This window comes from Aliifodinibius sp. S!AR15-10, assembly GCF_031569985.1.
Classification (GTDB): Bacteria; Bacteroidota; Rhodothermia; order Balneolales; family Balneolaceae; genus JAMQKA01.
Map to the genome: position 1 here is coordinate 22201 of NZ_JAMQKA010000037.1, position 15200 is coordinate 37400.

Consider the following 15200-nt stretch of genomic DNA (forward strand, 5'->3'; position numbering starts at 1 on the left):
CTGATATGGCAAGTGGATATAAAAAGAAGATTGTGATTGTTGATGACCATCCGATGATGCGAAAAGGGTTGGCTCAGACGCTGGATAATGAGCTTGAATTCGATGTTGTAGCTCAATTTGATAAGGCGGAGGAAGCGATCCAAAAATTTGATGAACTGGAGCCCGATCTGATGATAGTGGATGTGTCTCTGCCGGGCATGAGCGGGCTGGAGCTGGTAAAACACCTGACAGCAAGGGATGGTGATGTTAAAATTCTGGTCGTATCGCGCCATGACGAAACCCTGTATGCTGAACGGGTGATCCGTGCCGGGGCGAAGGGTTATGTCATGAAGCTGGAAGCCGGTGAGGTATTGCTGAAAGCAGTCAGAAAAATTATGAATGGCGGCATTTATGTGAGTAGTGAAGTCAGCGAAAAGCTGCTGATGGGGATGGCACGCGGACAAAAAGATATGACAGAGTCCCCGATCGATCTGTTGAGCGACCGGGAGCTGGAAGTGTTTGAGCTGACCGGCAAAGGCAACAGTACCCGTGAGATTGCCAAGAAGCTGCATCTTTCCATCAAGACTGTGGAATCGTACCGGGCACGCATTAAAACCAAACTCAATCTTGAAAATGCCACCGAACTGATGGTGCATGCCGTTAAATGGGTGGAAAATGAAGACGCCGAACTTGGGTAGGGGAATTGGAATTAAGAATTTAAAATTAAGTTGGGAGGCAGTTGCACTCCCGACCTATGAGGCGTGATTCGTGACGAGTAATGCGTATGGCTTAAATTAACGTCAGTTCGCTATAAAATCTTTCACCAGGAGGAATTACGAGATCATCGGGGGAAAATTAGAACCGGGATTTACAGGATTAGAGGATCTACAGGATGGTAATGTTTACTGGAGAGGAATCCCGAAAATCCTTTAATCCTGCCTATCCTGATTTCAATGGGTAAACTGTGAAATTAAATGATCTTACATGCAAGGTCATCGGCCATCATTTAAGTCTCCTTTCGATGACAATTATTATTTAAGTATTTCTTATTATCGGACTAGGGTTAAGCTACGGTCTCTCGGACTTAGGGAATTGTAACGCGGAGCGCTGCTTCGCACAAGTGTTCGAAGCAGCGCTTCGAATTACAATTCCTATCCCAGGTGAAACAGTGGTAACCATTAATTTGGAGGCAACTGCACTGCCGACCACCAGGGTGGCACAGGGCGTGAGGCTGTCCAAAAAGTCCAAACCAGGAAATGGGTGCCTTAATAATGAAGGTAATATCAATCTCCCTCAACTTTGCCAAGGCTTCGTTAAGCAAGCTAAATCCCTCTACCGCCGGTAGTCGGTCACGGCTCCAAAGCCTGTCCCGAATACCTTCGGGGAGGGACTTTAAAAGTGCCTTTATTGCATCCCGAGCAAGATCGTAATCCAAGAGTTCCTCACCGACAGCAGTAGGTGCAGGCTCTTGGAGAATAGCTTGTCCGCCCACTGGCGCGAAGGACAGGAGGATTGAACCGATCGATTGGAACCATAGGCCTTATTTTTTAGGAATCTGATTGTTGAACGTGACTTTTTAGACAGCCTCACCAGAGGTGGCACAGGGCGTTCCGCACCGGAGGTACGGAACGAGATGCCTTTGGTGTGGTATACTTCCAAGGTGTGCTGCACGTTCAGGATGAATGGAGGCAAGAAGAAGAGACCGGAAACCGGCAAAATCTCAAAAAAAATCTAAAATCGATTTGGCACCACCAATCTAGAAAATATATTCCAGCCTCCAGCCTCCAGCCTCCAGCCTCCAGCCTCCAGCCTCCAGCCTCCAGCCTCCAGCCTCCAGCCTCCAGCCTCCAGCCTCCAGCCTCCAGCCTCCAGCCTCCAGCCTCCAGCCTCCAGCCTCCAGCCCGTAGGGAAATCCCTTATAACAGCCCGAGCCCAAAAGATTACACTCATTCCAAGGATCTTATGTCATTGGCAGAAAAGCTATATAACGTAATTACTACTGTTAGAAAGAGTGAAGCAATGCTCTTGGCAAATCAATATTAATATGAAATTCTATGGAGGTTTTGGTATGAGATCCTTAGTAAAAAGACCGGAAACTTCTCCAATCGATGAACTACGACGGGAAATGGATCACCTGTTTGATGAAATGGTCCCGTTTTCTTGGTTAAGGGAGCGAGAAGGGAATAATTTTGATGTCTGGGCCCCCAATACTGATATGGTTGAAACTGATGATGAATATGTCATCAAGGTAGATCTGCCCGGCATTCCAAAAGAGGACGTAAATATCAACTTCAAAGACAATCGTTTGACGATTAGTGGTGAGCGCAAGAAAGAGTCAAAAGAAGAGAAAGAAAACTACATGCGTCGAGAACGATATCATGGTAGTTTCCTGCGTTCATTTACCCTGCCAAACGCTGTGAAAGAAGATGATATCAAGGCTAAATACCGAGATGGTGTGTTGACAATTAATGTCAAGAAAGCCGAAGAAAGCAAGCCTAAAAAGGTGAAAATTGAGTAGCTGGAAGAGAGGGAGGGAGTAGGTGAGAGCGCTCCCTCCTTTTCAGGTTTTAATACAAAAACTATTGTGGCGGCTATAAACAAATATCAAGGGGTAGCATTATGGATACTGAGTTCAAAAATAAAGTAGCAATCGTTACGGGAGCCGCGACAGGAATAGGCCGAGCAACGGCAGTGGCATTTGCTGAAAAGGGAGTGAATGTGGTAATAGCCGATATTAACCAGGACGAGTTGGAAGAGACGCAATCCCTGGTAAAAGAGAAAAAGGCAAAAGTACTGGTGCTCAAGACTGATATAGCAGACCCCGAGCAGGTTAAGAAAATGGTTGAAGAGACCGTAAGAGAGTTCGGCCGGCTCGATTATGCCTGCAATAATGCAGGGACAGAGGGAGTGATGAAAAAGACCGCTGACTATAGCGTCGAAGAGTGGGACCACCTGATGAATATCAACCTGAAAGGGCAGTGGCTGTGTATGAAATACGAAATACCGGCGATGCTCGAATCAGGAGGGGGCTCTATTGTTAACATGTCTTCCATACTGGGCACCGTGGGATTTCAGGAAGCTGCGGTGTATACCGCCTCCAAACATGGGCTGATAGGATTGACAAAAGCAGCAGCACTGGAGTACGCCAAAGATCATATTAGAATTAATACGATCTGTCCCGCCTTCATTGAGACACCAATGCTGGAACGAGCAGGAATCACCACAGATGAGGAGACGAGGCAGGCCACCATCGCGCTGCATCCCATCGGACGATTGGGAAAAGCCAGTGAAATTGCTGATGCGGTGATCTGGCTTTCATCAGCACAATCTTCATTTGTAACGGGACATGCCCTGTTGGTAGACGGCGGCTACACTGCAAGGTAATTAAGATAATTTTCAAATTGACTAGCTAGAGAAAAGGGTAAGTTATGAAAACAAAAAACAATACTTTCATCAAATGGTTTGATGATATTGGAATGAATGACGTCGGTGAAGTAGGAGGCAAAAATGCTTCACTGGGAGAGATGCGCAAAAACCTTGTTCCACTGGGCATTAATGTACCGGACGGATTTGCAACCACCGCTTATGCTTACCGGATGTTTATAGCGGCAAATAATCTTGAGGAGCCGATACGCGAGCAGATTGAGCGTTATCGAAAAGAGGATATCCAGCTAGACGAAGCGGGACTGAAAGTCCGAAAAATGATAGGTAAAGGGATCTTCCCGATAGCCCTGGCAGAAGCCATAAAAGAGGCTTATAAACGTCTTTCCATAATGCATGACCATTACCAGGTGGATGTGGCTGTGCGCAGCAGTGCAACGGCCGAAGACCTGCCGACCGCCAGTTTTGCCGGCCTCCAGGAAACCTATCTTAATGTCCGCGGAGAAGATGAGTTGCTTAAAATTTGCAAGAGCTGTTTCGCCTCCCTGTTTACCGACCGGGCGATTTCCTATCGCGAGGATAAAGGTTTTGATCATATGGAAGTCGCCTTGTCGGTTGGCGTCCAAAAGATGGTGAAAGCTGACCATTCCGGCTCCGGCGTGATGTTTACCATTGATACGGAAACGGGTTTTCCGAATGTCGTATTGATTAATGCAGCCTGGGGGCTCGGAGAGCATATCGTGCAGGGAACCGTGAATCCGGATCAATACACGGTGTTCAAACCGCTTCTCCCTAATGAAAAAGATTCTGTAAATCCCATACTACAGAAAAAGCTGGGAAGTAAAGAACAGAAGATGATCTACACTGAAGATGACAACGGACGGACGAAGAGTGTGGTTACCACCCCGGAGGAACAAAACAGCTTTGTTCTGAATGACGATGAGATTATCCAATTGGCAAACTGGGGTCTCAGCATCGAAAACCACTACCGCAGCCCCATGGATATTGAGTGGGTAAAAGATGAAAAGACCGGGAAAATATTTATTGTCCAAGCTCGGCCGGAAACCGTTCACTCGTCTGACAAGGGTATCATTTTTAAGTCATTTAAGCTAAAGCGAGATAGCCAGCAATCAATATTGACCGGCCAGAGTATCGGCAGTTCTATAGTCCACGGGCGGGTTTGTAAAGTGGATCATATTTCTGACCTGAAGTCTGTTGGAAAAGGATGTATCATGGTCACCGAGATGACAGAACCCGACTGGGTGCCCGCCATGAAACAGGTCGCTGGTATCATCACAGACTATGGGGGACGCACTTGTCACGCAGCTATCGTAAGCCGAGAGATGGGGATTCCCGCTATCGTGGGTACAAAAGTGGGCACCAACGTATTGGCGGATGGAAGCCAAATAACCCTCTCATGTGCGGAGGGAGAGGAGGGCGCCGTTTTTGACGGATTCCTGGACTACGAGGTAACAGAGGTAAACCTGGATCAGATTCCCAATTTCAAAACAGATATCATGCTGAACCTGGCAACCCCGGATTCCGCTTTCAAATGGTGGAAATTACCGGTAAACGGGGTGGGCCTGGCCCGGATGGAGTTTATCATCAGCAATCATATCAAAATCCACCCGATGGCCCTTATCAATTTTGACAAAGTGATCAAAGAACACGAACGCGAAAAAATTCGCAAGCTGACCAAAGGGTACAAAGATAAGCGGGATTACTTCGTAGATCGCCTGTCGGAAGGTATTGCCAAGATTGCAGCGTCCAAGTATCCGAATCCCGTCATCGTGCGGACCAGCGATTTTAAAACCAATGAGTATGCCAGCCTGGTGGGGGGAGAAGCCTTTGAACCGGATGAAGAGAACCCGATGCTCGGATGGCGCGGGGCCTCCCGCTATTACAGCGAGAACTACTGCGAAGGATTTGCCCTGGAATGCTACGCCCTGCGAAGAGTGCGCGAGGAGATGGGGCTGGAGAATGTGATCGTCATGATTCCCTTCTGCCGCACAACCGGGGAAGCAGAACGGGTACTACAGGAGATGAAAGCCAATGGCCTTCAGCGGGGCAGCCGAAATCTACAGGTGTACATGATGTGTGAGATACCGGCAAATGTGATCCTGCTGGAAGATTTTGCCCACTATTTTGATGGCTTCTCGATCGGTTCCAACGATTTGACACAGCTTATCCTGGGGGTCGACCGTGATTCCCCGGACCTGGCATATCTCTTTGACGAGCATAATCCTGCTGTGAAAAAAGCTGTTATGGACATCATACAGCGAGCCCACAAAGTAAATGCGAAGGTGGGATTCTGCGGACAGGCTCCAAGTGATGATCCTGAATACGCGGCTTTCCTGGTGAATGCGGGCATCGATTCCATTTCGTTGAATCCGGATAGTGTTGTCAATGTGATTCGCTCCGTAGCTGAAGCCGAACAAAAGAAAGAAGGTATGCATGTATGATTCTATCACGAAAAAAGAATTTCAACCGTATGCTGAAAATGGTACTGCTGAGAAAGTAAATAATGGGGTTATCACTAGCATTCGGGGTAACGTCGTTGATGTCCGGTTTGCCGGGCAATTACCGGAAATACAAAACCAGCTTGTGGTTGTTGCACCTGGCGATAAAACCGAATCAGTAGTGATGGAGGTTGTATACCATCTTGATAAAACAAAGGTTCGCTGTCTTTCACTGACTTCAACGCGTGGTTTATCGCGGGGAACAGAAGTAGCAGACACGGGCCATCCGTTACGGGTGCCGGTGGGGAAGTCGCTGCTTGGACGGGTGTTTAATGTTTTTGGGGAGCCGATTGATCAGCAGCCACCGGTCGTTCCGGTTGAGTGGCGCTCGATCTATCAACCACCGGTACCCCTATCCCAACAGGTGAGCTCCCAGGAAATTTTGCATACCGGCATAAAAGCAATTGATCTGCTGGCCCCGCTTGAAAAGGGGGGAAAGGCAGGTATGTTTGGCGGGGCCGGGGTTGGAAAAACGGTTCTCATTATGGAACTGATGCAAAATATGGTGGCACATTACGAGGGGGTGAGCCTGTTCTGTGGCATTGGAGAGCGATGCCGCGAGGCGGAAGAGCTTTACCGGGAAATCCGGGATTCGGGTGTCCTCGATCACACGGTGCTGGTATACGGGCAAATGAATGAACCGCCGGGTGCCCGTTTCCGGGTGGGGAAAACTGCATTGACCATGGCAGAATATTTTCGTGATAACGAAAGGATGAACATCCTGCTACTGATCGACAATATTTTCCGGTTTGTGCAAGCCGGCGCGGAAGTATCGGGACTGATGGGGCAAGTCACTTCGCGCATGGGATATCAGCCTACGCTTGGGTCGGAGTTGGCAGATCTGCAGGAGCGGATTTGTAACACCCAAAATGGGTCTATTACTTCTGTCCAGGCAGTCTATGTCCCGGCCGATGATTTTACGGATCCCGCCATCACACACACCTTTTCCCATCTCTCCTCCTTTATTGTACTCTCGAGGGAGCGCGCCAGCCACGGTTTTTATCCAGCCATTGACCTGCTGCAGTCCGGTTCCAAGATGCTTTCGCCAACAGTGGTTGGTGAACGCCACTACCGCATTGTCCGCCGGGTCAAAGAAACCCTGGCCTACTATGATGACCTGAAAGATATTATCGCGATGCTGGGTATGGAGGAGCTATCGCGCGAAGATCAACAGCTGGTGCACCGGGCCCGGCGGCTGGAACGTTTTTTTACGCAGCCTTTTGCGGTGACTGAGCGTTTTACCGGGCAAAAAGGGGTGCTTGTGAGCCTGGAAGATGCACTTGGAGGATGTGAGGATATTTTGGGTGATCTATACCCGGAGGCGAAAGAACAGGAATTTTACATGATCGGCAGCCTGGAGGATATCAGGAGGAAATACCAATGAGCCTGCAAAAAATATCACTGCGGATATGGACCCCGGATCGAATGATCCTGCATGCCGGGGTGGATAAAGTAATGGCGGAAGCACCCAATGGATTCTTCTGCCTTTTGCCGCGTCATGTGGACTACCTGGCGGGACTGGTTCCGGGTATTCTCAGCTACACTGAAGCCGAGGAGGAGCATTTCATCGCCGTTGACAGGGGCATTCTTGTAAAATGTGGGTTCGAGGTGATGGTTTCCGTGCGAAATGCAATACCTGGAGACAACCTGGATGAGTTGGAACAGGAAGTTCAAGAGAAGTTCCAGAGAATTGACCAGAAGGAGGCAGAAATCAGCATGGCGATGAACCAGCTGGAGGCCGACTTTATTCGTCGATTTGCAAAAATGAATGAACAACGAGGGTAACAAAATGACTGACGACATCAGTGATAAACGCCGACAGTTCGTTGCGAACGTGGGCGAAAAGTCTGAGCGGAGATCGAAGGCGCGCCAGGAGAAAAAGCGCGGTATCTGGTTTGGACTCGGCATGTTCGGCCTGGTAGGATGGTCGGTAGCCGTTCCCGCGCTCCTTCTACTCGGTTTGGGAATTTGGATAGATCGAACATGGGATTCGGACTACTCATGGACACTGATGTTGCTCGTGCTTGGCGTTGGCCTCGGATGCATGAATGCCTGGTACTGGGTGAAAAAAGAGAGTGAGGGGCAGGAGTAGTATGGAGCTTCTGGAAAGAATGAAAACCAAAACCTTAAAGGGGGAGTTGGTATGAGCGATATAATCCTGCTAGTAATGGCCTTGGCCGGCGGAGGACTAATGGGCGGCTTCTACTTCTCCGGACTGTGGTGGACTGTTCAAAAAATGACCAGCAGCCGAAATCCATACAGACTAATGCTTCTGAGCTTCCTGGTCCGCTCACTTGCAGTTATGGCTGGCTTTTACCTGTTGTTATTACCCGGATGGCCCGCCCTGGCAACAGGAGTACTCGGTTTTGTTGTAGTGAGGGCAGTAGTTATTCGTAAAGTGGGCTTACCGCCGCTAACCCTAAAAGATATGCACGATGGAATTTAATGCAGACAATATTGTCTACTGGGAATGGGAGTTTATTGCGATCAATGCCACGCTGGTATATAGCTGGGTTGTGATCGGCATATTATCTGTAGGTGCCTGGGCGGTAACCTCACGTATCGATCCTGCCACATCGATTAGCCGCTGGCAGCATATGCTGGAGGCGGTTGTGGCCCTGATCCGTGAGCAGATCAGGGAAGCAAGCAGGCAGGAGCCGGACCGTTACCTGCCGTTTGTGGGTACCCTGTTCCTGTTTATCGTGGTTTCCAATGTGATCGACGTTATCCCCGGGTTTATGGCTCCCACTACCTCGTTGTCAACCACGGCTGCGCTGGCAACCCTGGTGTTTTGTGCCGTGCCGGTGTTCGGCATTATGCGACAGGGGTGGAAGGGATATCTTGGGCAGTACCTGAAGCCCACCCCATTCATGCTGCCGTTCAATATTATCGGGGAGATTTCGCGGACGGTGGCGTTGGCGATCCGCCTGTTTGGGAATATTATGAGCGGAAGCCTGATTGTAGCAATTCTATTAAGCCTGGCCCCGTTGTTTTTCCCGGTGGCGATGCAGGCCTTTGGGTTGTTAATCGGGGTTATCCAGGCATATGTTTTTGCCATACTTGCGCTGGTCTATATCGCTTCGGGGCAGCGGTCCCGGGATGCCGAGGTTCAAATTGAGCAATCGAATTCTTCATCAACAAATAAATCTAACCCATCTGAGGTATGATATGGATGCTATCACAACAATTGGCATGATATCGATTATTGTTTCGGGGTTTACTATTGCAGTGGGATCGATAGGTCCGGCGCTTGGAGAGGGGAAAGCACTGGCCCAGGCACTGATGGCCCTGGCCTAGCAACCGGATGAGTCGGCGACCATAACACGGACGCTGTTTGTGGGTCTGGCCATGGTGGAATCGACCGCTATCTACTGCTTTGTCGTAGCCTTAATACTGATATTCGCCAACCCGTTTTGGGATTATGTAATTATGGCCGGAGGATAACATGCAGATCGACTGGTTCACATTTTTTGCCCAGATTGTCAATTTCCTGATCCTGGTATTGCTGTTGAGGCGATTCCTGTATCGACCAGTGACAGAGGCGATGGACCGTCGTGAAAAGAAGATATCCGGACAGTTGGAGGAAGCACGCATCAAAATGGTGGAGGCCAATGAAAAGGAATCCCAATTCGAGAAGAGAATCAAAGATTTTGAGGAGAAAAAACAGGAGATGCTTCGGCAGATTGAACAGGAAGTAGAACAGAAAAAGAGAGAGTTGCTACAAAAGGTGCGGCAGGATGTTGAGGAGCAACAACGACGGTGGAGCGAGTCGCTCTCCGGGGAAAAGACGGCTTTCCTGCGGGAGTTACAGATTGAGACAAGTAATAAAATTGTAGAGGTCGTACGACAGATTCTCCGGGACTTGTCAACCCGTGACCTGGAGGAGCAGGTTACAGAAATTTTTATACAACGGCTGCACGAGATTGATAAAAAGGAAAACCGCAGGCTGGTGGCTTCTGCCCTTGATTATGGTGAGGGCGTCATTGTGGTGAAGAGCAGTTTTGAGGTTGGAGAAATCCAAAAGAAGCGTATCATTGACGTCCTGCGGGAGAAGATAGCACCGAATGTGGAGTTTAGCTTTGAAGTTGTACCTGCTCTCGGTTTTGGAGTAGAAATCAGGGCGGGAGGCTGGCGTGCGGGGTGGAGTTTAAATGGCTATATCGGGCGGCTCAGAGATGAGATGGAACAGGCATTTGCGCAGAATATGAATGGCAATGCTGTATTGACCAAGCCCGGTGATATAAAGGAGCAGAGCTGATGCAGGATCCGAATTACTCAAATATTATTCAATCTGCGTTCGCATTTATCAAGAACCAGGTCATGCAAAAACCCGATGGGTTGCAGATCTACGAAACGGGTACGGTGCTCTCTATCGGGGAGGGCATTGCATTGGTCGACGGCCTTCCCGATGTAAAATCGGATGAGCTGCTGAAATTTCCACATGGGGTTATGGGGATGGCCTATAATCTCGACGAGAAACAGGTGGGTGTCATTTTGTTGGACGAGGAAGAAAGAATAGAGGCGGGAGATGAAGTTCATCGCACGGGCCGTGTGCTCGATCTGCCGGTGGGCGATCTTCTGCTGGGCCGTGTGATCGATCCGCTGGGGCGTCCCCTGGATGGGGAAGGGGTCGTCTATTCCCAAACGAGGTATGCCGTTGAACGACCTGCTCCGCCGATTATGCATCGTGACAAAGTTGCCACACCTCTACAAACCGGTATCAAAACGATCGATGCTTTGATTCCAATTGGCCGTGGCCAGCGTGAGTTGATTCTCGGGGATCGGCAGACGGGCAAAACTGCCATAGCAATCGACACCATTATTAACCAGAATGATAAAGATGTTATCTGTATTTATTGTGCAGTGGGTAAGCAGAATGCAGCTATTGCCAAGGTGATTGCCGACCTCAAAAAACATGATGCCATGTCATACTCCATCGTGGTTTCGGCAGGGGCCGATGCGCCGGCGGGAATCCAGTTCGTGGCTCCTTACGCGGCCACGAGTATCGGGGAATATTTCATGGAGCGCGGTCGCGATGTCCTGGTTGTCTATGATGACCTGACCTGGCATGCCCGGGCCTATCGCCAGATGGCCCTGCTGTTGCGTCGTCCACCGGGTCGGGAAGCGTATCCTGGTGATATATTTTATATTCATGCCCGGCTGCTGGAGCGGGCTACGCTCCTAAAAGAAGAGTACGGCAGCGGTTCCCTGACCGCTTTTCCCATCATTGAAACTCAGTCCCAAAATATCTCTGCCTTCATCCCCACAAACCTGATCTCAATTACAGACGGCCAGATTTACCTTTCCCCGCAGCTGTTCCAGCGGGATATCCTGCCGGCTATCGATATCGGCCTGTCGGTGTCTCGCGTGGGTGGGGCGGCCCAGTTGCCGTACTATCGGTTCGTTTCCAAGAATCTAAAATTGTCGTATACCCAGTTCCAGGAGCTGGAGATATTTTCTCGCTTTAGTGCCCGCATGGATGAGGCATCCCGCAAAATTATAGAGCGTGGACGCAGGGTGCGGGAAGTGATGAAACAGCCGCAGTACGATCCCATGAGTGTGATAGAGCAGGTCGCGGAATTGATGGCTGTAAATGAGGGATTCCTTGATGAGCTGGAACTTTCTGCTATAACAGAGGCCAAAAAAGCGATACGGACTGCAGTTAAAGAAAAACTGGAAGTTATTGCGGTAAAAATTGAAAGTGGGGAACACCTTCTTGAGGAGGAACGGGTGCGGCTGATGCAGGTAGTTCGAGATGCAGTCGACGCAGTGAAAGGAAAACAAAAACAGGAAGCGGATTATGCAGCGGATTGAGGCAGTAAAACGACAAATAAAGACCTCGCAGGATCTACTGTCGATCGTAAAAACGATGAAAGTACTGGCTGCAGTCAGCATACATCAATATGAAGAGGCGGCCGGCGCTGTTCAGCAATATTTTGATACGGTGAAGATGGGATTACAGATCTTGTTTAAAAGGCAGCGGGGATTGCTGGATGTGGCGCTTCGTGAACCGGAAAGAAAGCTGGTGGTCATTCTGTTTGGATCCGGGCAACCGATGTGTGGCCAGTTTAACGAAGTGTTGGCGTCCTATTTTACCAAGCGATTGCGCGACGGGCTTGAGGATACGCCTTCAAAAATTGTAGCCACGGGATACCGCGTAGCTGCAAGTTTGCAAAATCATGGTATGGAAGTGGATCATATAGTTGACGTGCCCGGCTCGGTGTTGGCCATCAACGAGCGGGTTGAAGAGTTGGTGCTGATGTTGCAGCGCTGGTATTCCGGGAAGCGGTATCAAACTATTGTCCTGTTCAATAACAAGCCGGTCTCGCAGTCCAGCTTTATTCCCGTGCGCCACCAGGTGTTGCCGATTGACCGCCATTGGCTTGAGTCGCTGCGCCAGCGTTCGTGGCCTACAAACCAGTTGCCCACATATTCCATGCCGCCGGAAGAGCTGCTTTCCATGTTGTTGCGGCAGTATATTTTTGTCTCTATCTATAAATCATTTGCGGAGTCCCTCACCAGCGAACAGGGGAGCCGGTTGAACTCGATGCAGGTTGCGGAGCAGAGAATTGAGGATCATCTTGCGATGCTAAACAGATCTTATCACCAACGACGGCAAAGTGAGATTACCGAAGAAATTATCGATATCACGGCAGGCTTTGAGGCGTTAACTGACCAAGGGTAATCCTTTCAGCCTCAAAGCTTATGCGAAAAAAGTGCAAAACCAATCGGATATACCCCCCCCCATTTAAAAATCAACTCTTGTTGCTGGTTCTTCTCATTGCATACATGATGAGCCGCTGGGATAACCGTTCAACCCAGTTGGGATCAATTTTCTGTAACCGTTTTTTCTTGAGATTTTGTTTTACGATCCACTTGACGTCCCGGTCCTCTGAAGACACCCAGTTTTCAAATATCGGTTTCCCTTCGTTTGGATAGGCCGCCACAGCCACGCTCCAGCAATACGCCAGTCCTTTTCTGAGCACTTTAAAACCCCGGGTTCTGCGGTTCTTGCTCTTCTCAATATTGACTGTCGCTTGTTCAAGAATCTCAAACACCGGTTTGGCAAACCGGGGATCCCACAGAAGGTCCGGCTCGCAAAGACCGGCTATGGCCGCGCGCTGTTCAAAGTAGTTGCCTTTAATCCAATTACGTGCAATGCCGATCAGCCAGTCCATATCAAAGTGACCGATCATCTGAAGTGCCATCGCCACCGCTTCACGGATCCGCCATCGCTTGTCGGAGGCAGCCTTGCGAAGTTTGCCCAGTGATTTTTCTTTGCCTTCCATGGCGAGTCTACCCAAGCCCAATATACCACAAAAAGCCAGGAACTCCTCCGGCGTATTGGCGTGGGCCTGTCTGGAATTCATTGAGGAATATTCATCGATTACTTTTTGACCTGCAGTCTGGGCAAATGCTTTAGCCAGTTCAAGGTTAGCCCTTGGGCCGGGCAGCCCTGAGTTCTGCATCAGATACAACCGATGGGATTTGTGGTTCGAGAGGGACTCGCAATACTCGTGAACTTTGTTTTTCATTTGAGCTATCTTTCATTGAGCTGAATCGGGTGAGGTACACTCCCCGTTTCGTTTTGACTATACCAGAAGGTAGGATAGAAGTTTGGAACAGGTTATCCGTAGAACGATGAAAGGATTGTAGTAAAAACCCTTACGCCGCAAGCGTTTCCGGAGTGTACTGCTTAAATTTCCCAAATGTAGTCATATGAGAGGTTTAGCTGATCAGCCAGACCTTTCACCTTTTCTTTGTTTCCATATTGGGTTACAAGGACTAACGCAATGTCCCAACCCTCCCCAATTTCTTGATCACGATGGTTAAGGCAAGCTTTTAGATCATCAGGCTCAGGATCTTTCCCGACTATGAACTCAAAGTAGTATTCCACTTCATTTTTCTTGGCAGACAGCGGTGGAATGTAATTCGAGTCGCCCTTGTGCTGGTCCTTTGTACTCCTTTTTTTTCGGATATGAGTAAAGTTAAGATTTTGAAGTAGTTGGATTAGGTTTTCAATTAAGAAGGTGTGTTTATGGTTCCCTTGTTCTAGCATAATGACCTCCTGGATCGCTACAACAATAGCGAGGATTTTCAAAGAGCAATTAAGCCAAATATAATAAATTATAAGTTGTTGTTTTATAAGGCCTTGTTAGTAAACTGTTAAATTGAATAGGTATAGGTTTATTTAAGGCTTACTCAAAAAGTCATTGCAGTCTTTTCCGTGGCAGAGGTGTTCCTTTTTTATGTGAACAAATCCGCCGGTGGGCTACTAAAGAACTGTCCATTAAAAAAATCACCGGCACAACCACGCTCAAGGTTTACATACCAAAGCTGAAGGTATGCTTCACAGCACAAGCTGATGCAAAGTTGACCTGAAGGCCACTACTGATTGTAAATTGATGTTTTAAAATAACGTGAGTTCTAGATAAGGGAATTGTATTTGTTATCATTTATCAGCAACCAAAGGGTTAGATGCCCTATATTGACCCCAAGGGCAAAATATAAATGATCTCAAACTCAACGTTATTTTAACTTCCATAAGTGTGTCGAACTTGCGTTACAATAGTAGTAGTGTAAGGGCACGATGCATCGTGCCCCAACAAAAAGCGTGTTTCGGTAAAGTTGTGCTCATAGTTCGTCTCTTCATATCTATCCAGTCGCCTGTCTTCTGCCAGTGCTACTCACGGTGGATTTTCTCATTGAAAAAATAAACACCCATGTCACCGGTATGAATTGTTATCTTACGGTAGGATTCAAGCTGCCTGACACAACCGTATTAAATGCAAGGGTAAATCATGACTTGGAATCCGTCTGGGCAGGTCCTAGATTGGGTTATTGAAAGGAGAACTCTCTACGATCAGGGAATAGTCCAGGGCGATAAGCAATTACAGGATCCGGTTTTTGCTTAAATGTGATATGATAGACAGTTATGGGTTACTCGGCTCTTGTGTTCGCCAGATAATTTGCCAACGGTCGTTATGCCGGTTAAAGACCAAGATTTCAGACCCACTCTCATCATATTTTGTATTCTCCACCTGGTATTGAATTCGGTAAGTGTAAAAGGCAACTGCCGTGCTATCGAAAATATCGATCAACATATCGTTGATTTTGAAATCGGACACTTTAGCAGATTCAGTAAACTCTCGATAACTTTCCACCATCTCTTCACGTCCGGTAATTTTCCGGTTGGTGCCCGGTTCCAGCATGACAACTTTCTTGTGGAAAAACATGTCCAAATTTTCCAGCTTGTCATTGATCCAGCAGTCATTCAACCGCTGGACCAGTTGTTCTATAATTTCAGATTGAGACTCCATC

The 15200-nt window shown here is 48.4% G+C and carries 15 protein-coding genes and 1 pseudogene; 13 read left to right on the forward strand and 3 right to left on the reverse strand.

The genetic code is table 11. From position 1 onward, the window contains the following. Positions 1–5: 5 nt before the first annotated feature. From NC796_RS19165 to NC796_RS19225, 13 genes and pseudogenes are all read left to right on the forward strand, one after another. Positions 6–677 (forward strand): response regulator transcription factor, encoded by a 672-nt coding sequence (locus NC796_RS19165; protein WP_310686776.1) that lies wholly within the window; start codon positions 6–8, stop codon positions 675–677. Between the two features lie 1370 nt (positions 678–2047). Further along, a complete protein-coding gene (locus tag NC796_RS19170; protein WP_310686778.1) occupies positions 2048–2497 on the forward strand; it encodes an Hsp20/alpha crystallin family protein in 450 nt (149 codons plus the stop codon). 101 nt (positions 2498–2598) lie between these two features. Beyond that, the gene (locus tag NC796_RS19175; RefSeq protein WP_310686780.1) at positions 2599–3363 is read left to right on the forward strand and encodes an SDR family oxidoreductase; all 765 of its coding nucleotides are present in this window, start codon (positions 2599–2601) and stop codon (positions 3361–3363) included. 44 nt (positions 3364–3407) lie between these two features. Next, complete coding sequence (gene ppsA, locus NC796_RS19180; protein ID WP_310686782.1) at positions 3408–5822, forward strand: phosphoenolpyruvate synthase; 2415 nt, start codon at positions 3408–3410, stop codon at positions 5820–5822. After that, positions 5815–7263 carry a F0F1 ATP synthase subunit beta gene (gene atpD / locus NC796_RS19185; protein ID WP_310686783.1) on the forward strand — a complete coding sequence of 483 codons (1449 nt, stop codon included), beginning with the start codon at positions 5815–5817 and terminating at the stop codon, positions 7261–7263. The genes ppsA and atpD overlap by 8 nt, the downstream gene beginning before the upstream one ends. Further along, the gene (locus NC796_RS19190; RefSeq protein WP_310686785.1) at positions 7260–7664 is read left to right on the forward strand and encodes a F0F1 ATP synthase subunit epsilon; all 405 of its coding nucleotides are present in this window, start codon (positions 7260–7262) and stop codon (positions 7662–7664) included. The genes atpD and NC796_RS19190 overlap by 4 nt, the downstream gene beginning before the upstream one ends. Positions 7665–7668: 4 nt before the next feature. After that, a complete protein-coding gene (locus tag NC796_RS19195) occupies positions 7669–7971 on the forward strand; it encodes an AtpZ/AtpI family protein (RefSeq protein WP_310686787.1) in 303 nt (100 codons plus the stop codon). A gap of 51 nt (positions 7972–8022) precedes the next feature. After that, positions 8023–8325: an ATP synthase subunit I gene (locus NC796_RS19200; protein WP_310686789.1), complete on the forward strand. Its 303-nt coding sequence runs from the start codon at positions 8023–8025 to the stop codon at positions 8323–8325. Continuing rightward, on the forward strand, positions 8315–9046 hold the full coding sequence (locus NC796_RS19205) for a F0F1 ATP synthase subunit A (RefSeq protein WP_310686791.1): 732 nt from the start codon (positions 8315–8317) through the stop codon (positions 9044–9046). Before NC796_RS19200 ends, NC796_RS19205 begins: the two co-directional genes overlap by 11 nt. Position 9047: 1 nt before the next feature. Then, positions 9048–9323: pseudogene (locus NC796_RS26870) on the forward strand (F0F1 ATP synthase subunit C). Position 9324: 1 nt separating this feature from the next. Beyond that, positions 9325–10137: a hypothetical protein gene (locus NC796_RS19215; RefSeq protein WP_310686795.1), complete on the forward strand. Its 813-nt coding sequence runs from the start codon at positions 9325–9327 to the stop codon at positions 10135–10137. Further along, positions 10137–11693, forward strand: coding sequence for an alternate F1F0 ATPase, F1 subunit alpha (locus NC796_RS19220; RefSeq protein WP_310686797.1), 1557 nt, complete (start codon positions 10137–10139; stop codon positions 11691–11693). Before NC796_RS19215 ends, NC796_RS19220 begins: the two co-directional genes overlap by 1 nt. Beyond that, a complete protein-coding gene (locus NC796_RS19225) occupies positions 11680–12564 on the forward strand; it encodes a F0F1 ATP synthase subunit gamma (RefSeq protein WP_310686799.1) in 885 nt (294 codons plus the stop codon). The genes NC796_RS19220 and NC796_RS19225 overlap by 14 nt, the downstream gene beginning before the upstream one ends. Before the next feature lie 70 nt (positions 12565–12634). Here the strand turns inward: NC796_RS19225 and NC796_RS19230 are convergent, their stop codons facing one another. The 3 genes from NC796_RS19230 to NC796_RS19240 all read right to left on the reverse strand — a co-directional run bounded on the left by NC796_RS19230 (position 12635) and on the right by NC796_RS19240 (position 15199). Then, positions 12635–13414: a hypothetical protein gene (locus NC796_RS19230; protein WP_310686801.1), complete on the reverse strand. Its 780-nt coding sequence runs from the start codon at positions 13412–13414 to the stop codon at positions 12635–12637. A 161-nt stretch (positions 13415–13575) separates the two neighbouring features. Further along, complete coding sequence (locus NC796_RS19235) at positions 13576–13938, reverse strand: hypothetical protein (RefSeq protein ID WP_310686804.1); 363 nt, start codon at positions 13936–13938, stop codon at positions 13576–13578. An 874-nt stretch (positions 13939–14812) separates the two neighbouring features. Next, on the reverse strand, positions 14813–15199 hold the full coding sequence (locus tag NC796_RS19240) for a nuclear transport factor 2 family protein (RefSeq protein WP_310686806.1): 387 nt from the start codon (positions 15197–15199) through the stop codon (positions 14813–14815). Between the last annotated feature and the right edge of the window lies 1 nt (position 15200).